This window comes from Mesorhizobium sp. YL-MeA3-2017 (assembly GCF_030814575.1).
GTDB classification, from domain to species: Bacteria; Pseudomonadota; Alphaproteobacteria; order Rhizobiales; family Rhizobiaceae; genus Mesorhizobium; species Mesorhizobium terrae.
Genome location: NZ_JAUSVH010000001.1, coordinates 4,966,026 through 4,992,269, shown reverse-complemented (window position 1 = coordinate 4,992,269; position 26,244 = coordinate 4,966,026). Strand labels below are relative to the sequence as shown.

The window sequence follows — 26,244 nt, the reverse complement described above, 5'->3', positions numbered from 1 at the left end:
CTCAGTTATCCCTGCGGCTGTTGGCCGCCGCGTTGTCATTGCCGGCGGCATCGTCGTTGCCGATAACGGCAAGGAAGACCTCCTCCAGCGTCGGCTGTTTCTCGACATATTCGATCGTGGTGGCCGGCAGCAGCTGCTTGAGCTCGGCCAGCGTGCCGTTCACGATGATCCGGCCCTTGTGCAGGATGGCGATGCGGTCGGCGAGCTGTTCGGCCTCATCCAGATACTGCGTCGTCAAAAGCACCGTTGTGCCCTGCGATGCGAGTTCCCTGACCGCCTGCCACACTTCGAGGCGCGCCTGCGGATCGAGCCCGGTCGTCGGCTCGTCGAGGAAGATCACCGGCGGGTTGCCGATGAGGCTCATGGCGATGTCGAGGCGCCGGCGCATGCCGCCGGAATAGGTCGACACTTTGCGCGCCGCCGCCTCGGTCAGCGAAAAACGCTGGAGCAGGTCGTCGGCGACCTTGTCCGGATCGTCGAGGTGCCGCAGCCGGGCGACCAGGATGAGGTTCTCGCGCCCGCTGAGGATTTCATCGACGGCCGCGAACTGGCCGGTGAGACTGACGGTCTCCCGCACGCTCTGCGCCTGCGTGGCGACATCGAAGCCGTTGACGCTGCCCGCGCCGGCGTCGGCCTTGATAAGCGTGGACAGTATCTTGACCACCGTGGTCTTGCCTGCCCCGTTCGAGCCGAGCAGGGCAAAGATGCTGCCCCGCGCCACGTCGAAGTCGACGCCGCGCAGCACATGCAGTGCCTCGTACGACTTCTCCAGGCCCCGCACGCGGATCGCCTGTGCCTGATGAGCCATCATTGAACAGCCCCTTCCGGTTTTCCAGCAACGCGATCGATGGTGTCGATCAGCCGCTTCCGCTCCTTGTTGATCCAGCGGCCATCCGCGTAATTCTCGAGAAACGTCTCGACGAATTCCACCGGGTCTTCGCCGACGATCGCGCGGATCGGGGTTCCGATCGCGGCACTTTGCTCGAAGAGATCGATGAGATCCTCCGTCATCTTCACCAGCACATCCCCTTTCGTAATCCCGCCGAAATACATCAGGTACCGGTCGATCGCCTCGACCGCCTCGCGGTAATTGGCGGGAAGCTGTTGCGTGCGCGCCTTGTATTGGCGGTATCGCTTCTTTTCTTCGAGCGACCCCGCGATCAGTTCGAGCCATCCTTTGGCCATGTCTATTTCCTTTCCGTGTTGAGCTGTTCGAGCCGTTCGGTGAGGAAGCCCCAGGTCCTCCAGAATTCGTCGAGATAGTCCCGCCCCTGCGCGTTGAGGGTGTAGACCTTGCGTGGCGGGCCCTTCTCCGAGGGGACCTTTTCCACATCGACGAGGCCGCGCTGCTCGATCCTGACGAGCAGCGCGTAGACGGTGCCTTCGGCGATGTCGGTGAAACCCTGCTCGCGCAGCCGCGCCGTGATCTCGTAGCCATACGCGGCCTGCATCGACAGGATCGCGAGAACGATACCCTCCAGCGTGCCCTTGAGCATTTCCGTCATCTGCTTGCCCATGCGCCTCTTTCCTACCTACTAAGCGTTACTGACTACTGGTACTTAGTGTCAATGAATAGCAATGTCAACGGGACAAAATTCGTCCGCGGGGCGGCGCGTGGTCAGGCCGGCCGCCAACGGGTTGCGCCATGGCTGGCGCAGCGACCGCACGGCCGGCGCATGCGGCTGCGCGCCGCCCCCAGAGGACCAGCGTTCACAGATTCGATTTCAGGATTTGGGTTGGCGGTGCCGCGCAGGCGCCGCCTACGCGGCGATCGACACGCCCCCGGCGTGCACGTTACGCCAATTCGGCGCGCAGCCAGCGCTTGAGCCCGGCAATGTCGCCGTCGTCAACCGACCGCGCCACCCGCCGCCCGACGGCGGCGCCGAATTTGTAGCCGTGGCCGGAACAGGGCGAGACGATCAGGCAATGGCCCTTTTCGCGGGCCAGGAACTTTTCATCGGCGGTGAAGGTGTAGGCGCAGGTCACCACCTCGGTGACGCGATACTCGTCGATGCGGGCGATGGGCGGCGAAAACAGGTCGCGGATCTGCTCGCCCTCTCCCGGCACCGGCACGCGGTTCCAGTCGGCGTCGCTCGTCGGCACCTTGTGCAGGCCGGAGCCGAACTTCATGCCGGTGCCGCGTGTCGGCGGGATCATGTAGCCGTCGGTCTTGCCGCCGATATCGAGGATGACCGGAGCGGCCTCCCAGGCGGCCTTCAGGTCCGCCGGCGGATCGACATAAGCGAGCGCGGTGCGATAGGTCTTGAGTTCGGTGCCGAGCTCGGGAAACAGTTTCAGCACCCAGGCGCCGGCGGTGACCACCACCCGGCCGGCATGCAGGGTTTCGCCACTGGCAAGCGTGACCCGGCCGGCCTCGGCATCGACCGCCGTCACCTTGCAGTTCTCGCGCACGTCGGCGCCATGGGAGCGCAGCCACCGGGCCAGCCCCGCCGCGATCCTGCGGCAATGCAGTGCGCCGCCGTCCGGCGAGAAATAGGCGTAGCGGAAGGTGCCGGCCTCAAGGAACGGCCAGCGCTTGACCGCGGCCGCCGGGTCCATGAGCTCGATCGGCCAGCCGCCCGCCTCCATGCCTTCCCGGTATTCCTCGGCCTCGTCGCCCGGCTCGCGCGACACACACAGGAAACCGCGCTGGTCGAGATGGTTCTCGCCAAGATCGCTCCACAACTCCTCCCACACCGCATAGGCCTCGCTGATCAGCTGGCCATAGCCGGTGCCGGCACGATAGGCGCGGCGGATGATGCGGTGATGATCGCCGGAGGCGGCGAGCGGATTGGGGATCGGCCCCTGCTCCAGAATGGTTACGCCGTAGCCCGCCTTGATCAGCGACCAGGCCGTGGAGAGACCGGCAATACCGGCGCCGACGACGATGACATTCATGTTGGCACGTGCCCCCTTGTGCGGGAAAGTCTGATCATTTCGCCACTCAGGAGCATGTCTTGCAACATCGCCTCGTCCGCGTCGACTGTTCGCAGATCAATGACACCGCCGATCTGCATGATCGTTTCGCGCAAACCTTTGGCTTTCCGGCTTTTTACGGCCGCAATTGGGATGCCTGGATCGATTGCATGTCGCATCTGGACGAACCCGGCGCTGGCCTTTCCGCCATCCATGTGGAAGAAGGCGGCATCGTCGTCATTCATTTGAGCGAGGCCGAGGCGCTGAAACGCCGACGGCCGGATTTGCTCGCGGCACTCTGCGAAAGTGCGGCCTTCGTGAACTGGCGACGCATCGAGGCGGGTGCCGCCGCCATCCTGAGCCTTTCCTTCGCAGCCTGAGACCCGACATATGCCGAGCAAGCCAGCCTATCTCTCCTTCGACCCCGCCACCCGGCATCTGAGCCTCGACCCGCATGAGCCGGCCTTCGTGCAGAACCCCTATGCGGCCTATGCCTGGCTGCATGCCGAGAGCCCGGCCTTTTTCTGGAAGGAATTCGGCTTCTGGTGCCTGGGCGGCTACGACACGGTGAACGGCCTGCTGCGCGACCGCCGCTTCGGCCGGCAGAACCCGGCCGGCATTCCCGACAGTCGCGGCCTCGACCAGGACCGCAGCCACCTCACAGACTTCGACGCCATCGAGGCGAACTCGATGCTGGAGCTGGAACCGCCGGTACACACCAGGCTGCGCACGCTGGTCAACCGCGCCTTCGTCTCGCGCCAGGTGGAGCGGCTGCGGCCACGCGTCGAGGTACTCGCCAACGAACTGATCGACCGTTTCGAGCCGGGCAAGCCGGTCGACCTTCTGCCTGCCTATGCCGCGCCGCTGCCGATCACCATCATCGCCGAAATGCTCGGCGTTCCGGTGGAGATGGGGCCGCAGTTGCTCGACTGGTCGCACGATATGGTGGCCATGTACATGCACGGCCGCACCCGCGAGACCGAGGACAGAGCCAACCGCGCCACGCGCGAATTTTCCGACTTCCTGCGCGGCTATGTCACCGAGCGGCGCAAGCAGCCGGGCGACGATCTTCTGTCGCTGCTGATCTCGGCGCAGGAGGACGGCCAGAAGCTGAGCGAGGACGAACTGGTCTCCTCGACGATCCTCCTGCTCAATGCCGGCCACGAGGCGACCGTGCACCAGACCGGCAATGCGGTGCGCTCGATCCTTTCCCAGGGCGGCGACCCGTCTCGCTTCTTCACCTCGCCCGAAGCGACCGCCGCCACGGTGGAGGAATGCCTGCGTTATGACGCGCCGCTGCACATGTTCACGCGCTACGCCTATCAGGAGATCGAGGTGGTGCCCGGTGTGACGGTGAAGCCCGGCGAGCAGGTCGGCCTGCTGCTTGGCATGGCCAATCGCGACCCGTCGGCCTTCGCGGAGCCCGACGCCTTCACTCCGGGGCGCGGCGACCAGAAGAACGTGTCCTTCGGCGCCGGCATCCATTTCTGCATCGGCGCGCCACTGGCGCGGCTGGAATTGCAGGTTTCGCTGAAGACGCTGTTCGAGCGCCTGCCGACGCTGAGCTTTGCCGAGAAGCCGCAGTTCCGCGACACCTATCACTTCCACGGGCTGGAAAAACTTTCGGTCCAGCGGTGAAAGAAAAACCCGACCCGCATGGCGCGGATCGGGTTTTGCCAGCGGATCAGACCGCTCAGATCTTGAGCGTGCGGCTCTGCTCGCGGCCGAGGCCACGAACCTCGATCTTGTCTGCATAGACTTCGACCACCGAATAGGCTGTTTCGGCCGGGGTATCGACCATGCCCTTGAAGTTGAGGAAATGCTTGCCCTTGACCTCGCCATAGTTGCCGGCGTGGTTGTGGCCGTTGAAATAGGCGACGAAATTGTCGAAGCCGGTCAGCAACTCCACGACCCGCTCCGAATCCCACATATTGTGTTCGTTCACCGGGAACACCGGGTAGTGGCCCATGACGATCACTTTTTCGCCGGCGAGCTGCGCCTTCTTCATCGTTTCGCCCAGCCAGGCGAACTGTGCATCGCCGAGCGAGCCGTTCCATGTCTGCGCGTTGACGGCGCCCTTGGCGGTCAACTCCTCCAGCCGCTTGGCGGCGATGTCGCGGCGCGGGTCGTCCTTCGGCGGTGCGAACAGGCTGACGTCGTTGCCGTCCAGCACGATGAAACGGTAACCGCCGCCGGTGAAGTCGTAATAGGCCTTCTCCATGCCGACGGTTCGGGTGACGGAGGTCAGATATTCGGCGGCGATATCGAAATCATGGTTGCCGAGCAGGAAGAAGTGCTCGTGCCTCAGCTTGTCGTAGAGCGGCAGGATATGGTTGTAGCTCTCCCAATGCCGGTCGATGATGTCGCCAAGCGTGGCGACGAACTGCAGGTCCTCCTTGTTGAAGGCCTCTATCGCCTCGGAAAGCTTCCACAGGCTGTTGGAATAATAGCGGTTGAGCTTCAGGTTCGGCACCACCGGCGCGTATTGCGGGTCGGCAACGATGCCGAAGCGGAAAAGCGGGCCGTTCTGCGCGGCGGCCTGGGAGACGGTGAAGCCCGCGAAGGGCATCAGCAGCGCGGTAGCAGCACCTGCCTGGAGGATGTTGCGGCGGGTCGGCATTGGAGCCTCCTTGCTTGTTGAAAAAACAGGCTGGGGCTACCGCGCGGCCATGACAGCGCGGTGACGGAGCCGCGCGAATTTCCCGAAACCGGCCTGACGGCGCAGTCCTCGGGCTGCTCCCCCACGTTCACAAGCGCTGCGCGAAGTTCCCTGCGCCAGCGTGGCGGTTCCGTGCTATCCTCGCCTTTTCGCAGGCATAGTTTCGCATCGCCGTACGTCTCGATGAGGGGGAGCGTGCACCATGCGGCAGGACAAATATCTGCTCGGCCGCGGCCCGGCCGAGGAAGCCAGGCTGAAACGGCAGATCGCCAATCTGGCGCCCGATTCCGATGCCCAGTTCGAGCGCATCGGCATCAGGCCGGGCGAATGCGTCATCGATCTCGGCTGCGGTCCGGGCGGCGTGCTACATCTGCTCGGCAAGCGGGTCGGCCCGACCGGACGGGTGCTCGGCCTCGAACGCAGCCCGCATTTCGTCGAGATGGCGCGGCGCTTCGTGGCCGACCATGCATTATCCCAAGTGGAAGTGCGCGAGGGCGACGCCTACGATACCGGGCTGGAACGCGGCTCCTTCGACGGCGCGCATATGCGGCTGGTGCTGGTCAACGTGCCGGAGCCACAGCGCATCGTGAACGAAATGGTGGCGCTGGTGCGGCCCGGCGGCTGGATCGCCAGTTTCGAGGCCGATTTCGTCGCCCATTTCTGCGACCCGCCGCTGCCGGCCTGGGATCGGCTGCTCAACGCCTACATCGCTTATTCGGCCGCGCAAGGCATCGACCTGTTCGTTGGCCGCCGCACGCACCGCCTGTTCCGCGAAGCTGGCGTCCGCGACATCCATGTCGACGCCGTCTACCATGTCTATCCGCCCGGTCACGATCGCCGACCGATGCTGCACCAATTCATCACCAATGTGCGCGACAGGATGGTCGACCAGGGTTTTGTCGCAAGCGACGATCTGGAAAACGACATGGCCGTGCTCGATGCCCATGTGGCCAATCCGGACGTGCTGGTGACCTCGCACACCTTCTTCAGGCTGTCCGGGCGGGTGCCGGGATAGGTGCAGCGATCGGCATCTCGACAAGTGCCGGCAAGTGGCTTGTGGCCTGCTCCGGCGCCAGCACGGCAATCGTCATCGCAGCCCCTCTGCTCCCAGCCTAGGCTGCACGGATCGCGCGACGGCGACCTCGATGTTCGCCCGCGGCGCGATGTGGTATAAGCAAAAGGCAATCAGCGACCAACGGATGTTCAAGGTCAGCTAACCGGTGAGCAGTCGTCCTCAGAGAAGGCCTTCCTACGATCGGTGCGACGACGACGCATAGTCGTCGGCATTCCCGCATCGCCGTCGTTTCAACCTTCTCATGAGGGCTACCATGCCATCACTGTCGCCACGCGTGGCGATCGTCGGAGCGTGCCTGTGCTGGGCGCTCGGGACGATCCTCAGCAAAACCCTGCTTTCCTCGTTTCCACCCGTCACCGTTCTTGTGTTCCAGCTTGCCCCGAGCGTCGTCGCCCTGTGGCTGGCGGTCGGCGCGACCGGCGCGCCGGTTCCGCCGCAACGGTTGCTGTTGCCGATCGCATTGCTCGGACTGCTCAATCCCGACTGGGCCTATACGTTCAGCATGTTCGGCCTGACAAGCACGAGCGCCAGCGTGACGACGCTGCTGTGGGCGTTCGAGCCGATCCTGATCCTCGGTCTCGCCTGGACCTTTCTGAAGGAGCCGGTCGACCGCCAGCTCGCCATGCTGGTCGCGGCCGCCACCATCGGCGTGCTCCTGGTCAGCGGGCTGGTCGCCAGCGGCTCGACGCTTTCGACCGATATCGGCGTCGTCCTCATCCTTGCCGGTGTATGGTGCTGCGCGATCTACACGGTGCTGGCGCGCAACATCGACGCCGATCCGTTGTTTACCGTCGCCTTGCAACAGACGGTAGCTTTCGGCTGGATGCTGGCGATCTGGCCGATCGAACTGCGATCGGCGCAAATGCCACCCGTTGCGACAATCCCAATATCGGACATTGCTACGATCATCGTCTCCGGGCTGCTTTATTACGCCGCCGCCTATTGGCTCTATCTGCGGGCGTTGCGTTCAATGCCGGCAAGCATCGCCGGCAGCTTCTTCAACCTCATTCCGGTGTTCGGGATCATCGGAGCGTTTGTCTTGCTCGGCGAACGGCTGAGCCCGCCGCAGTGGTGCGGAGCAGTCATGATCGTCGGAGCGGCCATCATCGTGCTGCGGCGGAACTATGACGCGCCCGGCACGGAAGCGGATCGGCGCGACCCGCAACAAGAAAGACCGCTCTCAATGCTCGACGACCACCAACTCGACGATCTTGGCATAAGCCATGAACAGGCGGGCGAAATCGATGAGCAGGCAAGACATCGGCACGGACGGTGGGACACCTTCGCCTCAAGGTGGCGATCTCCATGACGACATGGCCGTTCTTGACGCCCATGTAGCCAATCCGGGCGGGCTGGTGAGGCCGCACACCTTCTTCAGGCTATCCGGGCGAGTGCCCGGATAGGCAGCGGCGATCAGAGCTTGATCACGTATTCCTTGCGAGTCGTTTCAAGCACTTCCCAGCTTCCCTTGAAGCCGGGTCTCAGAACGAAACTGTCGCCGGCACGCACGGTGCGCGCCTCGCCGCCCTCTTCCGCGATCACCGAGACGCCGGCGAGGATGTGGCAGAACTCCCACTCGTCATACACGATGCGCCATTTGCCGGGGGTCGATTCCCAGATGCCGGCGTAAAGGCCGCCATCGCGCTCCTCGGCATTCCAGGTGCGGAATTTCGGATCGCCCGAGACCAGCCGGTCGGGCGCCGGCGCACCATGTTCGGGCTCGACGCCGTCGACGGAAACGGAGAGGAATTTCGGCTCGGTCATGAAAAAGGCTCCGGTCTGATCCGGAGCCTTCTGTGCCATGCCAATCAGGCTTTGGCGAGCGCCTGTTCGAGATCGGCGATGATGTCCTCGATATTCTCGATGCCGACCGACAGGCGCACCGTGTCCGGGCCGGCGCCGGCCGCCACCTTCTGCTCGTCGGAGAGCTGGCGGTGTGTGGTCGAGGCGGGGTGGATGACCAGCGACTTGGTGTCGCCGATATTTGCGAGGTGCGAGAACAGTTCCAGCCCCTCGACGAACTTGACGCCGGAATCGTAGCCGCCCTTGAGGCCGAAGGTGAACGCGGCACCGGCGCCAAGCGGCGAATAGCGCTTCTGTAGGGCGTTGTTCTTGTCAGTCGGCAAGCCGGGATAAGACACCCAGGACACTTTCGGATGCTTTGACAGCCAGGCGGCGACGGCGGCGGCGTTGTCGCAATGGCGCTGCATTCTGAGCGGCAGCGTCTCCAGCCCGGTCAGGATCAGGAAGGCGTTGAAGGGCGAGATCGCCGGGCCGAAATCGCGCAGGCCAAGCACGCGGGTGGCGATGGCGAAGGCGAAATTGCCGAAGGTTTCGTGCAGCACCAGCCCGCCATATTCGGGGCGCGGCTCGGACAGCATCGGATATTTGCCGGACTTCGACCAGTCGAAGGTGCCGCCGTCGACGATGACGCCGCCGATCGAATTGCCGTGGCCGCCGATGAACTTGGTCAGCGAATGGACGACGATGTCGGCGCCGTGCTCGATCGGCCGCATCAAATAGGGCGTGGCCAGCGTGTTGTCGACGACGAGCGGAATGCCGTGCTTGCGGGCCAGCTCGCCGAGCGCCTCGATGTCGACGAATTCGCCGTTCGGGTTGGCCAGGCTCTCGGTGAAGATGAATTTGGTCTTCTCGTCGATCTGCTTTTCGAAGGTCGAGAGATCGCTGGTGTCGCCCCAGCGCACTTCCCAGCCGAAATTCTTGAAGGCATGGCCGAACTGGTTGATCGAACCGCCGTAAAGCCGGCGCGCGGCGACGAAATTCTCGCCCGACTTGAGCAAGGTATGCGCCACCAGCAACTGCGCGGCATGGCCGGACGCCACGGCAAGTGCGGCCGTGCCGCCTTCGAGTGCGGCGACGCGCTCCTCCAGCACCGCCTGCGTCGGGTTCATGATGCGGGTGTAGATGTTGCCGAACGCCTTCAGGCCGAACAGCGAGGCGGCGTGGTCGGCATCGTCGAAGACATAGGAGGTGGTCTGGTAGATCGGCGTGGCGCGGGCGCCGGTGGCCGGATCGGGTTTGGCGCCGGCGTGAACCGCGAGCGTGTTGAAACCGGGTGCGCGCTGGCTCATCGAAAACCTCCTGAAATAGCCCCTGAAAATCGCCGGGCATTCTTGGGCGAGCGGCGCGCTGAAAGCAAAGAAGATTTTGCCCCTGGACCGCTATTTTTCGAACAGCGGGCCAACGTTTCGACGCAACCGCGAAAAAACGTTCCGGATTACTTCTGGCGCACGCCGAAACTCTGGAACCCGGAACGCATGATCGGCCTTTTGGACGACAGCACGCCGGAATTGACGCCGGTCCAGCCGATCTCGCCGGACAGGCGGCCATATTCGATCTTGGGGCAGCGGTTCATCACCACCTTGATGCCGGCGGCTTCCGCCTTGGCGGCCGCCTCGTCGTGGCGCACGCCAAGCTGCATCCAGATCACCTTGGGCAGCGGGTCGAGCGCCAGCACCTCGTCGACGATGCCGGGCACCGCCGCAGGGGCGCGGAAAATGTCGACCATGTCGATCGGCTCGGGGATGTCGGCCAGCCTGGCATAGGTCAAACGGCCGAGGATTTCCTTGCCGGCATGGCCGGGATTGATCGGGAACACCGAAAAACCCTTGGCCAGCATGTATTTCAGCACGAACCAGCTCGGCCGCACGTCGTTGGCCGAGGCGCCGACCATGGCGATGGTCTTCACCGAATTCAGGATGCCGGCGATGTAGGCGTTGTCATAGGTATCGTGTTTCATGCTGCATCCGGTGCGAAGCGGTAGTGATAGCTGTAGAGTTCGGTGTTGAAGCCCAACGCCCGGTAAACCGCAAGAGCCGGATGGTTGTCGGCCACAACCTGCAGGCAGGCCTTGTCGGCGCCGGCGCCTTGCGCCCAGTTCATCAGCGCGCCGACCGTGCGCCTGGCGAGCCCCTTGCCGCGATGATCGGGATGAGTGGCGACCGATTCGACCACCAGCATGCCATGGCAGAGTACGCCATAGGCGATGGAGGCGGTGCGCCCGCCGGCGCGCGATGAAGCGAAGGCCTTGGGCAGGCCGATCGATGCCACCATGTCGCGGAAAATCAGCGGGTCCTTGGCCAGCCGGTCGCGCAGGTCGAACCAGCTTTCGGTCGGCTCCGTGGTCACGACAGTAGCCTCGGCATCCAGCGCGGATTGGCCGGCCAGCAAGGCAAGCAGCGTGCGCGTGCTGGCCTCGATGGTGTAGCCGCGCCGGTCGAGCTCGGTGGAAATCTCGCGGGTGAAATCGGTGAGGCGAAACACCGGCATTTGGCGAAAGCCGCGATAGAAGGTCTCGACGCGGTCGATCAGACCGGCATCGCAATGGCGCTCGCCGGCAAGCGGGTTGGCTGAATTAGTGCGCCGGATGCCGCCGCCCGAACGCCTGAGCAGCCAGCCGTCGGCAAGTTGCTCGACCGCCGCCGGCCATGCCTGCCGGCACGCCTCCTCGACATGCCAGACGGTGTTGGGCCGGATATCGAGGACGGGGCTGTTTTTCATGCGGGACAAGTCGCCAGGAGATGCGAAACGAACGACACGGCCACAGCCGGCCGCTTCACTCGCCCTTCCACTCCGGCTGCCGCTTGCCGATGAAGGCGCTGATGCCTTCTTCCGCATCGCGCGCCAGCATGTTGTCCACCATCACGCGGCCAGCATAGGCATAGGCGTCTGAAAGCCCCATTTCCGCCTGACGGTAGAAGGCTTCCTTGCCGGTTTGGATGGTCAAAGGCGATTTCGAAGCAATGGTTTGCGCGTATTTGGTCACGACCTGATTCAAGTATTCGCGCGGCACGATGCGGTTGACGAGACCGAAATCCTTGGCGGTGGTGGCATCGATGGTCTCGCCGGTTAAAAGCATTTCCATCGCCTGCTTGCGCGAGACGTTGCGCGACAGCGCCACCATCGGCGTCGAGCAGAACAGGCCGATGTTGACGCCCGGCGTGCAGAAGGTCGCCTCGTGCGAGGCTATCGCCAGGTCGCAGCTTGCGACCAGTTGCAGGCCGGCGGCGGTGGCCAACCCGTCGACCGCCGCGATCACGGGCTTCGGATGATGCACGATAGTCTGCATCAGCGCCGAGCAGGCGGCGAAGGTCTTTTCGAAAAACGCCCTGCCCCGGTCGGCTTCGCCGCGATGCGCGGTGAGTTCCTTGAGATCATGCCCGGCGCAGAACACCTTGCCCGAGGCGGCCAGGATGATGACACGCACGGAACGATCGTCGCGCAGCCGGTCGAGCTCGGCCTGCAGGGCGGCCATCACCGAAAGCGACAGCGCATTGGCCGGCGGGCTCGCCAGCGTCAGCCTTGCGATGCCATTGGCCTGTTCGGCAAACACGGGCCCGGCAGGCTCGGTCTTGATGGCGACGATTTCGGCCACGCGTGATCTCCGCAATTCATTCAGTCGGCGGCGACGGCCACCATGGAACAAAAGAACTAGCACGCTGCCGGTTGAAGGAAAGGCTTCCGCCGTGCTTTCTCACCCCTGCAAGATCATAACAGGCGCCGAATAGCCACCCATGCGCCACGACAGCAAACGGACCATGCCATGCCGAAGCAGGACAATCTGAAGCCAGTGCTGACGGCGCAAGAGGTCAATGCATTGCTGAAATCAGTCTATCCGCAACTCAACAACGACCTTCAGGCCTATGAGGCGGTCGACGTCTTTCCCGGCGGCTGCACGGTCAGGCTCAACGCCGACGAAAGACACCTGCGCCCCGGCGGCACGGTGTCCGGCCCCTGCCTGTTCACGCTGGCCGACATCGGCGGTTATGTCTGCGTGCTCTCGCATGCCGGGCCGGACGCGCTGTCCGTCACCACCAATCTCAACATCAACTTCATGCGCAAGGCCGAGGCCGGGCCGATCGACGGCCATTGCCGTATCCTGAAGCTCGGCAAGAACCTGATGGTCTACGACATCGATATCGTCGCCGGCGGCCACACGATCGCGCACGCGACCGGCACCTATTCGATCCCGCCGAAGCGCTGAGCGAGGCTTTCACGCCGTAGACCTCCCCCGATTTCGAGAGAGGTGTCGCCAAAGGCGACCGAGGGGCACGACGCTTCTCCAATCAGACGTAGCGCCCCTCCGCCTAGGCCGGCACTACCTCGTCACGCCGCTCGAGCCTGAAGCCTTCCCGCGATAGCGCCGATCGAATCCTCCAGCGAACGCGGCTTTTTGCCGGACAGAAGCTCGACGGAGTCGGTGACGGCGGCGACCCAGCCCTCGGCGACGGGATGAAAGATCGCGGCCAGAAGCTCGGCATAGCCCTGCGACAACCCGTTGCGGACGGTATCCGCGACGAAGGTGCGGTCGTCGACGGAACGGTATTGGATCGTGCGTCCGAGCGCGTTCGACAACAGCGCGGCCGCCTCGACATAACCGTAGGCCTTGGAACCGGTGAGCGCGAAGGCTTTGCCGTCGTGCCGGTCGCTGGTCAGCGCGCCGGCGGCGGCGGCGGCGATGTCGCGGGCATCGATGAAGCTCGTCTTGCCCTCGCCGGCGGGAACGCGGATTTCGCCGGCCTGGACGCCAGCCGCCCAATAGGTCGCGAAATTGTCGCTGAACCAGTTGGGCCGCAGAATGACGAACGGCGCGCCGGAGCGTTCGAGCCGCAATTCCAGCTGCCGGAACGGGATGGCGTCCGAGGCATCGACACCGATCGCCGTCTGCAACACGACCTTGATGTTGCGCGTGGCGGCTGCTTCGACGACGGGGCCGAGCAGGCCGACCTGGTCGAGATAACCGGTCGGCGACACCGCATAGATGCGGTCGACGCCTTCCAGCGCCGGCTCCAGGCCGCGCGGGTCGCTGAGGTCCAGCCGCACAGCTTCGGCACCGGCGGACAGAGCAGGCGTGGCGCTGCGGCTCGCTGCCTTGACCTTCTCGCCCTTGCCGAGGAGTTCGGCCACCAGCGGCGCGCCGACATTGCCGGTGGCAGCCAGAACCAGGATTTTTCCTTTGGACATATCAAGCTCCTTGACGCTTTCTTTTGGAAAGTGGGTTTCAAACGGAAGCTTGTTAGCGACTGGATAGCTGGGTAAAAAGAGAGCACTTCGCGGTTACAAGGTGCCGCCGCCGGTATGCAGGTTACCAGCAGGAAATCGCCTTCAAGGGATGCCCGATGCGCAAATACGATGTCTATGCCGAGAATTGCCCGACAAGGCTCCTGCTCGACCACATCGCCGACAAATGGACGGCACTTGTGTTGTGGAAGATCTCGCGGGAGCCGGTGCGCTTCAACCAGTTGCGGCGCGACGTCGAGGGCATCTCGACCAAGGTGCTGTCGCAGACGCTGAAACGGCTCGGCCGCGACGGGCTGATCCTACGTGAGGTCTTCCCCACAGTGCCGGTGACGGTGGAGTATTCGATCACCCCGCTTGGCAGGACGCTTTCGGAGAAGCTCTCCACCATCACGGAATGGGCCGAAGCCAACATCGATGCGGTGCTGGCGGCGCAGGATCGCTTCGACCGAGATTGCGCCTGCGCCGACAATGCGGTCACGGCCAATGGTGCCAAACGCGGGCTCATCCAGCCCGCCGGGATGAGGTAAAATAATACCTTTTTCATAACATGCTGTTTTTGAATGAATTTTCGGCGCGATGGCCACTTTTCGCGCCTTGACGGGGGCGTCACCCTCCCCTATAAGCCCATCCAAAGCAGCGGCCCGTAAAGGCCGCCGTTTTGTTATTGACCAAGGGCTCCGGCCTCTTGCCAATAAAAGCAACAAGAAACGCCTTCTTTTGAAGGTCCCAAACGAAAGCATGTAACCATGGCAACCTTTTCGCAGAAGCCTGCGGACGTGGTGAAGAAGTGGGTGCTGATCGATGCCGAGGGTCTCGTCGTCGGCCGTCTCGCCTCCATCGTCGCCAACATCCTCCGCGGCAAGAACAAGCCCACCTTCACGCCCCATGTCGACGATGGCGACAACGTCATCATCATCAACGCCGACAAGGTCGCGTTCACCGGCAAGAAGTACACCGACAAGGTCTACTACTGGCACACCGGCCACCCCGGCGGCATCAAGGAGCGCACCGCGCGCCAGCTGCTCGAAGGCCGTTTCCCGGAGCGCGTCGTCGAGAAGGCGGTTGAACGCATGATCCCGCGCGGCCCGCTCGGCCGTCGCCAGATGAAGAACCTCCGCGTCTATGCTGGCGCCGAGCATCCGCACACCGCCCAGCAGCCTGTGACGCTCGACGTCGGCGCGCTGAACGCCAAGAACAAGAGGGCTTGATAATGGCTGAGCTTTCCTCGCTCGCAGAACTCGGCACCGTCGCGCAGACCGCGCAGCCGGCTGCTCCGGTCCACGTCCAGAAGCTCGACAAGTCGGGCCGCGCCTATGCCACCGGCAAGCGCAAGGACGCCATCGCCCGCGTCTGGGTGAAGCCCGGCTCCGGCAAGATCACTGTCAACGACAAGGAATTCGGCGCTTACTTCGCCCGTCCGGTCCTGCAGATGATCCTCAACCAGCCGATCATCGCGGCCAACCGCGCCGGCCAGTACGACATCATCGCCACCGTCACCGGCGGCGGCCTCTCCGGCCAGGCCGGTGCCGTGCGTCACGGCATCTCCAAGGCGCTGACCTATTACGAGCCGGCGCTGCGCGGCGTGCTCAAGAAGGGCGGCTTCCTGACCCGCGACAGCCGTACTGTCGAGCGTAAGAAGTACGGCAAGGCCAAGGCCCGTCGTTCGTTCCAGTTCTCGAAGCGCTAAGCGCTTTTCGGAACCGAATACGAAAAGGCCGCCTCCGGGCGGCCTTTTTTGTTTGGGCTGGTGGCTAGCCAATCACCCGGCGACACCATTGCGCCAATGCCACGACAGTTCGTCAGACAGGCGCGGACAGAGCCCTCAGCCGCAAATCGAGATAGCCCCTCACCTGTGCGACAGCCGTGTCGCGGTCGACACTGCCCGCCTCCAGGCCAAGGCGCAGCCACAGCCCATCGATCAGGGCGCTGATACCGAGGGCGATGTCCCGCGCCTGTTCAGGCGCCACAAGACGAGACAGCCCCGACATCAGGTTTGAATGCATGCGGGCATGAATGACCTTCTGGATGCGCTTCAGCTTTTCGTCGCGCGGCACCTCGGCACACAGCGACAGCCAGGCGTGACAGGTCGGCGGCTGGAACAGCTCGGGCTCGAAATTGCCGTCGATCACCGCCTCGAGCCGCTCCATGGGTGTGCGCGCGCGTTTCAGCCGCGCCACGACCGCATCGCGAAGTGCGGCGTTGGCCTCGCGCATGGTGTGCTCGAAGAGTTCCTGCTTCTTGCGGAAGTAGTGCAGGACGATGCCCTTCGAGGCACCGGCGTGGCTGGCAACCTTTTCCAGCGTCATGCCTGCCACCCCCTCCTTTTGCAGAACGGCAAAGGCTGCCTGCCGCAGTTCCTTGCGGCGGATCTCGCTGATGCGGGTGAGTCTGGCTGGACGATCATGCATGAATCGAGATTGACATTTCTGCCCCTCCAGATCAATTATTGTCCCATGGGTCAATAATCATACCAAACGGATAATGGGAGCGCTCGACATGCGGAACTTCGCCATCATCGTCTTGATCGCCTGCGGCGTCGCCACCGAGGCCCACGCCGCCGATCCCGCCGGATGCAAGGCGGTTCGCATGGCGGAACCCGGCTGGAACGACCTCGCCTTCACCACCGGCGTGGCCCATGTCCTGTTCGAAGCCCTGGGCTATGAGCCGAAGAGCGATGTGCTGGGCATCAACGTCATCTACGAAGGCATGAAGAACAACGACCTGGACGTGTTCCTCGGCTACTGGGACCCGGCCATGGTGACCTACTACAAGCCCTACAAGGAGGACGGCTCGGTCGAGACCCTGAAGCTCAACCTCGTCGGGGCGAAATACACATTCGCCGTGCCGGCCTATGTCTGGGATGCAGGGGTCCGGGATTTCAAGGATCTGCACAAATTCGCCGACAAGTTCGGCCGCAAGATGTACGGCATCGAACCCGGCTCCAACCAGCTGATGATGGATGCCATTGCCGATCCCACGCTGGAACTCGCGAGCTGGGAAGTGGTGGAGTCCAGCGAAGCCGGCATGCTCTCGGAGGTCGGCTACAAGATCAAGGAAAAGCAGTTCATCGTCTTTCAGGGCTGGGCGCCGCATCCGATGAATGTCAGCTACGACCTGCGCTATCTGACCGGAGGCGACAAGTTCTACGGCCCCGATTTGGGCGCCGCGACGGTCTCCACCCAGACCCGAAAGGGCTATGCCGCCGCCTGCCCGAACGTCACGAAATTGCTGACGAACCTGACATTCAATGTGGCGCTGGAAAATGCCGGCATGGGCTACCTCATCAATGACGGCATGGCGCCAACCGCCGCGGGCCGCAAGGCGATCGCCGCGAACCCTGCACTGCTCGAGACCTGGCTTGCCGGCGTGACCACGTTCGACGGCCAGCCGGCACTGGCCGCGGTGAAGGCGAAGCTTGGCCTATGACAGGCACTGACGCGTGGCTGGGCCGCAAGCGCTTCGTCGACGCTGGCGGTGCCCGCATCGCCTATGTCGAATTCGAGGGGGCCGGCCCGCCGCTGCTCTTGCTGCACGGTTTTACCGACAGCAGCCGCAGCTTTTCGCTCATTACCTCGCAACTGGCGGGCCGTCGCCTCATCATCGCGGACCTGCCCGGCCATGGCGGCTCGGCGCCAGGCCATGATGGCTGGACGCCAGCCGATCTCGCCCGGCAGATGTCGGCCTTCATGACCGCCCTGGACATGGAGCCGGCCGTGCTGGTCGGACATTCGCTCGGATCGATGGTCGCGATCGAACTGGCGGCAACCCGACCTGGAGCGTTCGCAGGGCTCGTCCTGCTGGCGGCAACGTTGCAGCCCGAACTCGCCGATGATCACCCGGTCGTCGTTGGGGTGAACGCGTTGCGCGACCCTATCGACCCGAACGCTCCGTTCTTCGAGCTTTGGCATCACTGCCATCCAGGCGTGCCTGAGACATTTCTGGCGCGACTGGCCGAGGAGGCCGCCGCCATGCCGGCGCACAGGTGGCGTGCCATCCTGCAGGCTCTGCGCGACTGCGACCTGACCGAACAGGCGTCGCGCATCGACATGCCGGTCCTGATCATCAGCGGCGCGGACGACGATCTGTTCAGCAAGGCGCATCACGAAGCGCTGGCGGCCGCGTTTCCTGATGCGGTGGCGATGCGTCTTGCGGATTGCGGGCACAACCCGCACTGGGATTCGCCGAAACGGGTGGCAGCGGCCATCACGCAGGCATTTCCGGCCACGGTATAGAACACCCCCTGCTGCCATGACCGAAGCCCATGGTGCTTACGCCCCGGACGATGATCTCAGTTGATGCTCGCCGTCGTCGTCGGCATTTGCGGTCGCGCCATGCCATAGGGCACGCGATAGCCGTTGGCGGTCAGCCATTCGATCGCCGCGCGCGGCTCGTCGGTCTGGATGATGGTGGCGCCGCGCTCGGCCCAGAAACCCCAGCTCTCGGCCGGCAGGCTGGCCGCCACCGCCAGTTCGTCGCCGCGCCCGCCGGCAAGAGAGCCGCCCGGCTTGTTCAGGATGGCGTAGGTGTCGGCCCACAGATGCCAGTCGCCGCGCACGGCCGCCGCCCGCACTTTTGTCGAAAACAGCGCGCCGCCGGTTTCGGTCAGCCTTTCGGCACCGTTGCGCCAGTTGATCAGCTCGATCGCATCGACGGCGAAGGCGCCGGCGACCTTGGCGACGAAAACCGGATCGCGCACGGCATCGTCGGCAACGATCGGCATGAACTGAAAACCGCGTCCCGCCGCCTTCAACGCCGCGCCCACCTCGGCGATGCGGGCGTCGTTCCAGATGTTTTCCTTGACCACGACCTCATTGGCCATGCCGAGGTCGCGCGCCTCGGCGATGATCGCCGGCAGCGCCTCGGTGCCCAGCTTGTTGTCGACATTGACCAGGATGCGGCCCCGGGTCGCCGATAGGAATTCGCGTAGCGTCGAGACGGTCTCTGGCGTGGCGACGCGGCCGGCCTCGATCACCAGCCGGCATGTCTTTATTTCGGTCAGCGTGCGTTCCGCCACCTCGCCGTTGCAGGTGGTCGTGCGGTCGAGCCAGCTGTCGTGCATGATCACCAGCACGCCGTCCTTCGAGCGACGGACATCGACCTCGACCATCTCGGCGCCAGCGGCGATTGCATCCTCGACGGCGGCCAGCGAATTTTCCGGGAACCGTGCCTTACCGGCCTGCAGCCCGCCGGAGCGATGGGCGACGACCATGACATGGTCGCGCCACTGGTTGGCGTTGTGCAGCCGCTCCAGGATCTGCGCGGCACGGCCGGTGTCGGCCGCCACCGCGGGAAAAGCCGCCAGCATCGCGGCCACCGCCGCGCCCAACCACGCCATCCGCATTGAGAATCGCTCCGTGCCGGACCAGTCGGCGCCGCAATAGCGGCCCGCCATGACGGCGCCGTGAACGAAGCCGGCTTGCGAAAGACGTGGCCAGGAACCCGCATCGCCGCCAGGCCAACAAAAAAGCCCCGCCGAAGCGGGGCTTTTTCGAATTCTCTACCGGGCGTTCAGGCGCCCTGGAAGACGATCAGTTGGCGGTCTTGGCCTTGTCCTGCTCTTCCTTGAGCTTCTTGGAGAAGTCCTGGTTGTTCTTGTTGACGAACTCCTGGAGCTTCTTCTGGCGGTCCTCGATGTCGGACTGCTGCATGGCCGGGCCGTCGAAGGCGGTGCCGAAGCCAGCCAGCGAAATCTTGATCGGGTTCGGCTGGTTCTGGAAATTGATCGAGGTCAGCGTGATCTGCTGGCCCTTCTTGAAGGACGAAACCAGTTGGTCGGTCAGCGGCACTTCGGCCACGCAGCGGTCCGGGAAGCAGATGACATAGTCAAGCTTCTGCGCCTTGCCGGCGTCGATTTGCAGGCCGATGCCGGGAGGCACCAGACGGCCGGTCGGCACGGTGACCTGGAACACCTTGCGGTTCACCTTGCCGCGCAGGTCGATCAGGCTGACGCCGGTGATCAGCTGGCCGTTGTTGGCGGTGGTGATGTTCTGCACGTTGCAGATGTCGACGTCTTCCTGCTTGGTGCAGGCCTTGAACCAACCCTGCGGGATCTGCTGCTGGGCGGATGCAGCCGGAACGCCAGCACCCAGCACACCGGCGACGCCGGCAACCATGAGCGGGAGGCGGAAAGCTTTGCTGTTCAAGCTCATCATATGATGGAATTCCTCTAACGTGATCCCCGAGCGGCCTTCGGCCCTTTGGCGTGCTACCTCTTGCCCAAATGAGGCAACAGAATGGCTTGGTCGGCGTGTTACACCGGCATTGCAGCCGAATCCAGCCCAACGACCGTATTTCTTGGCTATGACCACGGTACGGCCACAGCTCATGCTAGGTTGCGTCCCGAATCACACAATCTCGTTCGAGGATACGGCATGAGCCGCTCGTTTCCCTGGCTGACCGCCGCGTTTCTTCTGCTCGGCAGCGCACTTGCCCAGGCCGAGCCAAAACACGGCATCGCCATGCAGGGCGAGCCGGAACTGCCAGCCGGCTACACGCATTTCCCCTATGCCGACCCCGAAGCGCCGAAGGGCGGCAATGTCACCTATTGCGTGGTCGGCTCGTTCGACAATCTCAACCCGTTCATCATCAAGAGTCTGCGCACCACCGCGCGCGGCATGATCGACACGGTCTACGGAAACCTCGTCTTCGAGCCGCTGATGCAGCGCAATTACGACGAGCCGTTCGGCCTCTACGGCCTGCTAGCCGACACCGCCGATATGAGCGAGGACCGCAAGTCGATCGAATTCCACCTCGACCCCAAGGCCAAATGGTCGGACGGCCAGCCGGTGACGCCGGAAGACGTTCTGTTCAGCTACAACGTCTTCACTGAAAAGGGCCGCCCGCCCTATTCCGACCGCATGAAGAAGATCGCCAAGCTGGAGAAGACGGGCGAGCGCAGCGTGCGCTTCACCTTCAACGACCAGTCCGACCGCGAATTCCCGCTGATCATCGCGCTGACGCCGATCATCCCCAAACACGCCTTCAACAAGGACACGTTCGACCAGACCACGCTGAAGCCGCTGGTCGGCTCCGGTCCCTATACCGTGGCGCAGGTGGCGCCCGGGCAGCGCATCGTGTTCAAGCGCAACCCCGACTACTGGGGCAAGGACATCCCCTCCAAGCGCGGCTTCGACAATTTCGACCAGATCACCATCGAATATTTCCTGAACGCCAATGCCCAGCTCGAGGCGTTCAAGAAAGGCATCTGCGCCGTCAACACCGAGAGCGACCCGGTCAAGCGCGAGCGCGACATGGACTTTCCCGCCTTCAAGCGCGGCGACGTGGTGGCGGAAACCTTCAAGACCGGCATTCCGCCGGTGGTCACCGGCTTCCTGTTCAACACCAGGCTGGCGAAATTCTCCAACCCTGAGGTGCGCCGCGCGCTCGGCATGCTCTACGACTTCGAATGGGCCAACAAGAATCTGTTCAACGGCCGCTACACCCGCACCATGAGTTACTGGCAGGGGTCGGAGTTGTCGGCGCTCGGCCACCCGGCCTCCGACAAGGAAAAAGCGCTTCTGGCACCCTTCCCCGGCCGCGTGCCGCCGGACGTCATGGACGGCAGCTGGCGTCCGCCCGTCACTGACGGCTCGGGACAGGACCGCAAGGTGCTGAAGGCCGCCTTCGACCTGTTCAAGACGCAGGGCTATCACATCGAGAACGGCCAGATGCTCGACGCGCAGGGCCACCCCTTCGGCTTCGAGATCATCACCGCTTCGCAGGACGAGGAGCGGTTGGCCGCGCTCTACCAGCGCACGCTCGCCAAGATCGGCATCGCGGTGACCATCCGCGCGCTGGACGGCGACCAGATCCAGTCGCGCAAGCAGCGCTACGATTTCGAGTCGCTGATCGGGGCCAGCGGCTTCAACAATTCGCTTTCGCCCGGCATCGAGCAGACCATGCGCTGGGGTTCGGCCGCGGCCAAGGTCGACGGTTCGTTCAACCTTGCCGGCGTCGCCGACCCGGCGGTGGACGCGGCGATCAACGCCATGCTGAACGCTCACAGCAAGGAAGATTTCGTCGCCGCGGTGCGCGTGCTCGACAGGCTGCTGATCTCGGGCAACTATATGGTGCCGATGCAATACAATGCCGAGCAGTGGATCGCCTATTGGAACTACCTGGATCACCCCAAGGCGACAGCGCTGTTCGGCTACCAGTTGCCGGTGTGGTGGCGTAAGCCGAACTGAGCTGGGCCGAACTGAGTTGCCGAAAGGATCGAGGATGAGCGAGACAACCTCCCTGACCATCGATGTCGTGTCGGACGTCGTCTGCCCCTGGTGCTTCCTCGGCCAGAAACGGCTGGAGCAGGCGATCGAAGCGGTGAAGGATGTCGATGTCACGGTGCGCTGGCGACCCTTCCAGCTCGACCCGACCATTCCGGCGGAAGGCAAGGACCGCAAGGCCTATATGCAGGCGAAGTTTGGCGACGGCGACCGGCTCAAACAAATTCACGCCAACCTCGTTTCGCTCGGCGCCGCGGAAGGCATCTCTTTCGACTTCGACGCCATCAAGGTGGCACCCAACACGCTCGATGCCCATCGCGTCATCCGCTGGGCCGGGCCGGTCGGCGAGGCCGTGCAGAACCGGCTGGTGACCGGCCTGTTCGGCGCCTATTTCGAGCGCGGCGAAAACACCGGCGACCATCAGGTGCTGATCGCGGCCGCGCGCGAGGCGGGCATGGACGCCTCCGTCGTGGAAACGCTGTTGCCGACCGACGCCGATGTCGAAGCCGTGCGCACCGAGATCGCCACCGCCGCGCGCATGGGCATTACCGGTGTGCCGTGTTTCCTGATCGAGGAGCGTTATGCGGTGATGGGCGCGCAGGACACCGAAACGATCGCCGACGCGATCCGGCAGGTGGCCGCCGCCAAGGCACGCGGCGAGCTCGACAAGGCGGGGTAACCGCCCCGGCATATGAATGCCGCCGGCCAACGCGGATCACCGTGCCATATTTCTCGGCGGCCCACGCGAATCCAGGTCCCGGCCGCGCTTCCCAATGGATTCCGGGTCGGCGCTCGGCTTCGCCTCGCTTGCCCGGAATGACGACCGGATGTTCTACGCTACCAGCTTCGCCAGTTGCGTCATCACCACGGCGGAACCTGCCAGGCGCTTTTCGGCCGTCGGCCAATCGCGGATGAAGACGACACTCTGGTCCGGCCTGATCTTGGCCAGGGAGCCCTGCTCGCCGATGAAGCGCACCAGCCCGGCCGGGTTGGAGAACTCCTTCTTGCGGAACTGCACGACCACGCCCTTCGGCCCGGCATCGAGCTTCTCGACATTGGCCCGGCGGCACAGAACCTTGATGAAGACGATCTTCAGCAGGTGCTTCACCTCTTCCGGCAACGGGCCGAAACGGTCGATCAGCTCGGCGCCGAAACCGTCGATCTCCTCGGTGGTCTCAAGGTCGCCGAGGCGGCGGTAGAGCGCCAGCCTGAGCTGCAAGTCCGGCACATAGCTTTCCGGGATCATCACGGCGGTGCCGACGGTGATCTGCGGCGACCAGCCGGTGTCGGCCACCTCGCCGCTGTCCTTCACCTCGGCCACCGCCTCCTCCAGCATCTGCTGGTAGAGTTCGAAGCCGACCTCCTTGATGTGGCCGGACTGCTCTTCGCCGAGCAGATTGCCGGCGCCGCGGATGTCGAGGTCGTGGCTGGCGAGCTGGAAGCCGGCGCCGAGCGTGTCCAGCGACTGCAGCACCTTCAGGCGGCGGTCGGCGGTGTCGGTCAGCTTCTTGTTCGCGGGCAGCGAGAACAGCGCATAGGCGCGCACCTTGGAGCGGCCGACACGGCCCCGGAGCTGGTAGAGCTGCGCCAGGCCGAACATGTCGGCCCGGTGCACGATCAGCGTGTTGGCGGTCGGGATGTCGAGGCCGGATTCCACGATGGTGGTGGAGAGCAGCACGTCGTACTGGCCATCGTAGAAGGCGTTCATGATGTCGTCGAGTTCGCCGGGCGGCATCTGGCCGTGGGCGACGGCCACCTTCAGTTCCGGCACCTCAGCCTTGAGGAAATCCTGGATTTCCGACAGATCCGAAATGCGCGGCACGACGTAGAAAGAATGGCCGCCGCGATAACGCTCGCGCAGCAGCGTCTCGCGGATGACCAGCGGGTCGAAGGGCGAGATGAAAGTGCGCACCGCCATGCGGTCGACCGGCGGCGTGGCGATCAGCGACAGTTCGCGCACCCCGGTCAGCGCCAGTTGCAGCGTGCGCGGAATGGGCGTCGCCGACAGCGTCAGCACATGCACATCGCTCTTCAGTTCCTTCAGGCGTTCCTTGTGCTTGACGCCGAAATGCTGCTCCTCGTCGACGATCAAAAGACCGAGGCTCTTGAAGGAGATTGCCGAGCCGAGCAGCGCATGGGTGCCAACGACGATGTCGACGGTGCCGTCGGCGATGCCCTTCTTGGTCTCGGCCAGTTCCTTGGCGCCGACCAGCCGCGAGGCCTGGCGCATCTTGACCGGCAGGCCGGAGAAGCGCTGCGAGAAGGTCTTGAAATGCTGGCGCGACAGAAGCGTGGTCGGCACCACCACCGCCACCTGGAAACCTTCCATGGCGGCGATGAAGGCGGCGCGCAGCGCCACCTCGGTCTTGCCGAAGCCGACGTCGCCGCAGATGAGGCGATCCATCGGGCGGCCGGCGGACAAATCCTCGGTGACGGCGTCGATGGCCGACTGCTGGTCGTCGGTCTCCTCATAGGGGAAGCGCGCGGCGAACTCGTCATAGAGCCCGTCGGCCGGAACCATGGCGGGCGCGGCGCGCATCTGGCGCTCGGCGGCGATGCGGATCAACTGGCCAGCCATGTCGAGCAGGCGGCGCTTCAGCTTCGCCTTGCGCGCCTGCCAGGCGCCGCCGCCCAACTTGTCGAGCGTGGCTTCCGCCGAATCCGAGCCGTAGCGCGACAGAAGCTCGATGTTCTCGACCGGCAGGAACAGCCGGTCGTCGCCGGCATAGCGGATTTCGAGGCAGTCGTGCGGGGCGCCGGCGGCCTCGATGGTCTTCAGGCCGACGAAGCGGCCGATGCCGTGGTCGGCATGGACGACGATATCGCCATGCGACAGCGAAGCGGCCTCGGCGATGAAATCGGCGGCGCGCTTCTTGCGCTTGGAGCGCCGCACCAGGCGGTCGCCCAGAATGTCCTGCTCCGCGACGACGACGAGCGCGTCGGTCTCGAAGCCGGTCTCCAGCGGCAGCACGGCGAGAGCCGCCTCGCCCGGCGCCAGTTTTTCAACCTCGGCCAGCGACGCGACCGGCTTGAAATTGCCGAGATGATGTTCGGCCAGGATCTGGCCGAGACGGTCGAGCGAGCCTTCGGTCCAGCCGGCGACGACGACGCGGCGTTTGGCGGCGCGTTCCTCGGCGATGTGCTTGACCGCCACGTCGAAGACATTGGCGTTGGGGTCGGCACGCTCCTCGGCGAAAGAGCGGCCGGCGCGCGAGCCGGCGTGGAATACCTTGCGGCCGCCGGCGTCCGGCGCGTCGAAAGGCGTGAACTCGATCGCCTCGCGTTCGCCGGTCGCGGCCTTCACATCGTCGGGCGCCAGATACATCAGCCCCGGCGCCACCGGCTTATAGGGAACCGCGTCCTTCAGCGCCGCGTCGGCCTGCTTGCGGCGTGCCTCGTAGTGATCGACGATCAGGTCGTGCCGCTCGCTCAGCGCTTCGTGCGCAAGGTGATCGAACACCACCGGCGCGTCTGGCAGGTAGTCGAAGACCGTTTCCAGCCGCTCGTAGAAGAACGGCAGCCAGTGCTCCATGCCGGCGAAACGACGTCCCTCCGAGACCGCCGCGTAAAGCCCGTCGTCGCGCGACGGGGCGCCGAAAGCTTCGATGTAGGAACGGCGGAAGCGGCTGATGGTTTCCGGCGTCAGCGCCACCTCGCTCATCGCCTGCAGCGACATCGACTTGCGCTGGCCGCTGGTGCGCTGGCTGGCGACATCGAAGCTGCGGATCGATTCCAGCGTGTCGCCGAAGAAATCGAGGCGCAGCCCTTCGCTCCAGCCCGGCGCGTAGAGGTCAAGAATACCGCCGCGAACCGCGAATTCGCCGACATCGCGCACCGTCGGCACGCGCTCGAAGCCGGAATTCTCCAGCCGCGAGATCAGCTTGTTCATGTCGACCTGGTTGCCGGGACGGGCATGGAAGGTCTGGGCTTCCAGCAGTTCGGCCGGCGGCATGCGCTGCAACAGGGCGTTGACGGTGGTGAGCACGATGGCACGGTGCGGTTTGCGCGCCAGAGCAACCATCGCCGCCAGTGCATCCAGCCGGCGCGCGGCGGCGTCGGAGCCGGGCGAGACGCGATCATAGGGCAAACAGTCCCAGGCCGGCAGTTCGAGCACCGGCAGGCCGGGCGCGGCGAAGGCAAGCGCCTCGACGATGGTCGGCAGGCGTTGACCGTCGCGGGCCACGAACAGCACCGGGCCGTCGGGCGCGATCTCGCTCGCCGCCTGCACCAGCGCGAAGGCCTCGAAGCCGTCGGCGACGCCGTCGACGATAAGGGAAGTAGCGCGGCCCTTCGGCAGACCGATTTTGGGGATCAGAACCATGGTCGTTTCA

27 protein-coding genes are annotated in these 26,244 nt (G+C 64.4%); 12 read left to right on the top strand and 15 right to left on the bottom strand.

Translation table 11 applies throughout. The features are described from left to right. Position 1: 1 nt before the first annotated feature. The 4 genes from QFZ88_RS23500 to QFZ88_RS23485 form a co-directional block, all read right to left on the bottom strand. On the bottom strand, positions 2-811 hold the full coding sequence (locus QFZ88_RS23500; RefSeq protein ID WP_024923834.1) for an ABC transporter ATP-binding protein: 810 nt from the start codon (positions 809-811) through the stop codon (positions 2-4). Next, on the bottom strand, positions 808-1,185 hold the full coding sequence (locus QFZ88_RS23495) for a DUF1048 domain-containing protein (protein WP_024923835.1): 378 nt from the start codon (positions 1,183-1,185) through the stop codon (positions 808-810). The genes QFZ88_RS23500 and QFZ88_RS23495 overlap by 4 nt, the downstream gene beginning before the upstream one ends. Positions 1,186-1,187: 2 nt before the next feature. Next, positions 1,188-1,517 (bottom strand): PadR family transcriptional regulator, encoded by a 330-nt coding sequence (locus QFZ88_RS23490; protein ID WP_024923836.1) that lies wholly within the window; start codon positions 1,515-1,517, stop codon positions 1,188-1,190. Positions 1,518-1,794: 277 nt separating this feature from the next. Then, positions 1,795-2,898, bottom strand: coding sequence for an NAD(P)/FAD-dependent oxidoreductase (locus tag QFZ88_RS23485; protein WP_024923837.1), 1,104 nt, complete (start codon positions 2,896-2,898; stop codon positions 1,795-1,797). A gap of 59 nt (positions 2,899-2,957) precedes the next feature. Between QFZ88_RS23485 and QFZ88_RS23480 the strand changes: the two genes are divergently transcribed. Beyond that, positions 2,958-3,296, top strand: a complete 339-nt coding sequence (locus tag QFZ88_RS23480) for a barstar family protein (protein ID WP_024923838.1) — start codon at positions 2,958-2,960, stop codon at positions 3,294-3,296. A 10-nt stretch (positions 3,297-3,306) separates the two neighbouring features. Beyond that, entirely contained in the window at positions 3,307-4,554 is a 1,248-nt protein-coding gene (locus QFZ88_RS23475; protein WP_024923839.1) for a cytochrome P450, read from the top strand. Between the two features lie 55 nt (positions 4,555-4,609). Here the strand turns inward: QFZ88_RS23475 and QFZ88_RS23470 are convergent, their stop codons facing one another. Beyond that, the gene (locus QFZ88_RS23470; protein ID WP_051504864.1) at positions 4,610-5,485 is read right to left on the bottom strand and encodes a metallophosphoesterase; all 876 of its coding nucleotides are present in this window, start codon (positions 5,483-5,485) and stop codon (positions 4,610-4,612) included. A 292-nt stretch (positions 5,486-5,777) separates the two neighbouring features. Here QFZ88_RS23470 and QFZ88_RS23465 point away from each other — a divergent pair, with 292 nt between their 5' ends. Next, positions 5,778-6,590 (top strand): methyltransferase domain-containing protein, encoded by an 813-nt coding sequence (locus QFZ88_RS23465; protein WP_024923841.1) that lies wholly within the window; start codon positions 5,778-5,780, stop codon positions 6,588-6,590. A 313-nt stretch (positions 6,591-6,903) separates the two neighbouring features. Further along, positions 6,904-7,959: a DMT family transporter gene (locus QFZ88_RS23460; protein ID WP_024923842.1), complete on the top strand. Its 1,056-nt coding sequence runs from the start codon at positions 6,904-6,906 to the stop codon at positions 7,957-7,959. A gap of 104 nt (positions 7,960-8,063) precedes the next feature. On the opposite strand, the gene QFZ88_RS23455 is transcribed toward QFZ88_RS23460, so the two are convergent. From QFZ88_RS23455 to QFZ88_RS23435, 5 genes are all read right to left on the bottom strand, one after another. Further along, positions 8,064-8,414, bottom strand: coding sequence for a cupin domain-containing protein (locus tag QFZ88_RS23455; RefSeq protein WP_024923843.1), 351 nt, complete (start codon positions 8,412-8,414; stop codon positions 8,064-8,066). A gap of 44 nt (positions 8,415-8,458) precedes the next feature. Next, the gene (locus QFZ88_RS23450; RefSeq protein ID WP_024923844.1) at positions 8,459-9,742 is read right to left on the bottom strand and encodes an O-acetylhomoserine aminocarboxypropyltransferase; all 1,284 of its coding nucleotides are present in this window, start codon (positions 9,740-9,742) and stop codon (positions 8,459-8,461) included. Positions 9,743-9,888: 146 nt separating this feature from the next. After that, a complete protein-coding gene (locus QFZ88_RS23445) occupies positions 9,889-10,410 on the bottom strand; it encodes a CoA-binding protein (protein WP_024923845.1) in 522 nt (173 codons plus the stop codon). Beyond that, positions 10,407-11,171, bottom strand: coding sequence for a GNAT family N-acetyltransferase (locus QFZ88_RS23440; RefSeq protein ID WP_024923846.1), 765 nt, complete (start codon positions 11,169-11,171; stop codon positions 10,407-10,409). The genes QFZ88_RS23445 and QFZ88_RS23440 overlap by 4 nt, the downstream gene beginning before the upstream one ends. 55 nt (positions 11,172-11,226) lie before the next feature. After that, positions 11,227-12,045, bottom strand: coding sequence for an enoyl-CoA hydratase (locus tag QFZ88_RS23435; protein WP_024923847.1), 819 nt, complete (start codon positions 12,043-12,045; stop codon positions 11,227-11,229). A gap of 168 nt (positions 12,046-12,213) precedes the next feature. Between QFZ88_RS23435 and QFZ88_RS23430 the strand changes: the two genes are divergently transcribed. Further along, complete coding sequence (locus QFZ88_RS23430; protein WP_024923848.1) at positions 12,214-12,654, top strand: PaaI family thioesterase; 441 nt, start codon at positions 12,214-12,216, stop codon at positions 12,652-12,654. Positions 12,655-12,776: 122 nt separating this feature from the next. Here QFZ88_RS23430 and QFZ88_RS23425 read toward each other — a convergent pair whose 3' ends face one another. Next, a complete protein-coding gene (locus tag QFZ88_RS23425; RefSeq protein ID WP_024923849.1) occupies positions 12,777-13,634 on the bottom strand; it encodes an NAD(P)H-binding protein in 858 nt (285 codons plus the stop codon). Between the two features lie 155 nt (positions 13,635-13,789). On the opposite strand from QFZ88_RS23425, the gene QFZ88_RS23420 reads away from it, so the two are divergent. The 3 genes from QFZ88_RS23420 to rpsI all read left to right on the top strand — a co-directional run bounded on the left by QFZ88_RS23420 (position 13,790) and on the right by rpsI (position 15,378). Further along, complete coding sequence (locus QFZ88_RS23420; RefSeq protein WP_024923850.1) at positions 13,790-14,218, top strand: winged helix-turn-helix transcriptional regulator; 429 nt, start codon at positions 13,790-13,792, stop codon at positions 14,216-14,218. Between the two features lie 219 nt (positions 14,219-14,437). Next, entirely contained in the window at positions 14,438-14,899 is a 462-nt protein-coding gene (rplM, locus tag QFZ88_RS23415; RefSeq protein ID WP_024923851.1) for a 50S ribosomal protein L13, read from the top strand. 2 nt (positions 14,900-14,901) lie between these two features. After that, positions 14,902-15,378 (top strand): 30S ribosomal protein S9, encoded by a 477-nt coding sequence (gene rpsI / locus QFZ88_RS23410; RefSeq protein WP_024923852.1) that lies wholly within the window; start codon positions 14,902-14,904, stop codon positions 15,376-15,378. Positions 15,379-15,490: 112 nt separating this feature from the next. Here rpsI and betI read toward each other — a convergent pair whose 3' ends face one another. Next, the gene (gene betI, locus QFZ88_RS23405; protein WP_024923853.1) at positions 15,491-16,099 is read right to left on the bottom strand and encodes a choline-responsive transcriptional repressor BetI; all 609 of its coding nucleotides are present in this window, start codon (positions 16,097-16,099) and stop codon (positions 15,491-15,493) included. 88 nt (positions 16,100-16,187) lie between these two features. Between betI and choX the strand changes: the two genes are divergently transcribed. Beyond that, complete coding sequence (gene choX / locus QFZ88_RS23400) at positions 16,188-17,117, top strand: choline ABC transporter substrate-binding protein (protein WP_024923854.1); 930 nt, start codon at positions 16,188-16,190, stop codon at positions 17,115-17,117. Then, on the top strand, positions 17,114-17,923 hold the full coding sequence (locus tag QFZ88_RS23395) for an alpha/beta fold hydrolase (RefSeq protein WP_024923855.1): 810 nt from the start codon (positions 17,114-17,116) through the stop codon (positions 17,921-17,923). Before choX ends, QFZ88_RS23395 begins: the two co-directional genes overlap by 4 nt. A 56-nt stretch (positions 17,924-17,979) precedes the next feature. On the opposite strand, the gene QFZ88_RS23390 is transcribed toward QFZ88_RS23395, so the two are convergent. Together QFZ88_RS23390 and QFZ88_RS23385 are read right to left on the bottom strand one after the other, a co-directional pair. After that, positions 17,980-19,032, bottom strand: a complete 1,053-nt coding sequence (locus QFZ88_RS23390; protein WP_024923856.1) for a glycerophosphodiester phosphodiesterase family protein — start codon at positions 19,030-19,032, stop codon at positions 17,980-17,982. 187 nt (positions 19,033-19,219) lie between these two features. After that, on the bottom strand, positions 19,220-19,843 hold the full coding sequence (locus QFZ88_RS23385) for an invasion associated locus B family protein (protein ID WP_024923857.1): 624 nt from the start codon (positions 19,841-19,843) through the stop codon (positions 19,220-19,222). A gap of 219 nt (positions 19,844-20,062) precedes the next feature. Here QFZ88_RS23385 and QFZ88_RS23380 point away from each other — a divergent pair, with 219 nt between their 5' ends. Both QFZ88_RS23380 and QFZ88_RS23375 read left to right on the top strand, forming a co-directional pair. Continuing rightward, positions 20,063-21,877 (top strand): extracellular solute-binding protein, encoded by a 1,815-nt coding sequence (locus QFZ88_RS23380; RefSeq protein WP_024923858.1) that lies wholly within the window; start codon positions 20,063-20,065, stop codon positions 21,875-21,877. 34 nt (positions 21,878-21,911) lie between these two features. Beyond that, a complete protein-coding gene (locus tag QFZ88_RS23375; RefSeq protein ID WP_024923859.1) occupies positions 21,912-22,592 on the top strand; it encodes a DsbA family oxidoreductase in 681 nt (226 codons plus the stop codon). Positions 22,593-22,745: 153 nt separating this feature from the next. Here the strand turns inward: QFZ88_RS23375 and mfd are convergent, their stop codons facing one another. Continuing rightward, positions 22,746-26,234 (bottom strand): transcription-repair coupling factor, encoded by a 3,489-nt coding sequence (mfd, locus tag QFZ88_RS23370; RefSeq protein WP_024923860.1) that lies wholly within the window; start codon positions 26,232-26,234, stop codon positions 22,746-22,748. Positions 26,235-26,244 lie beyond the last annotated feature (10 nt).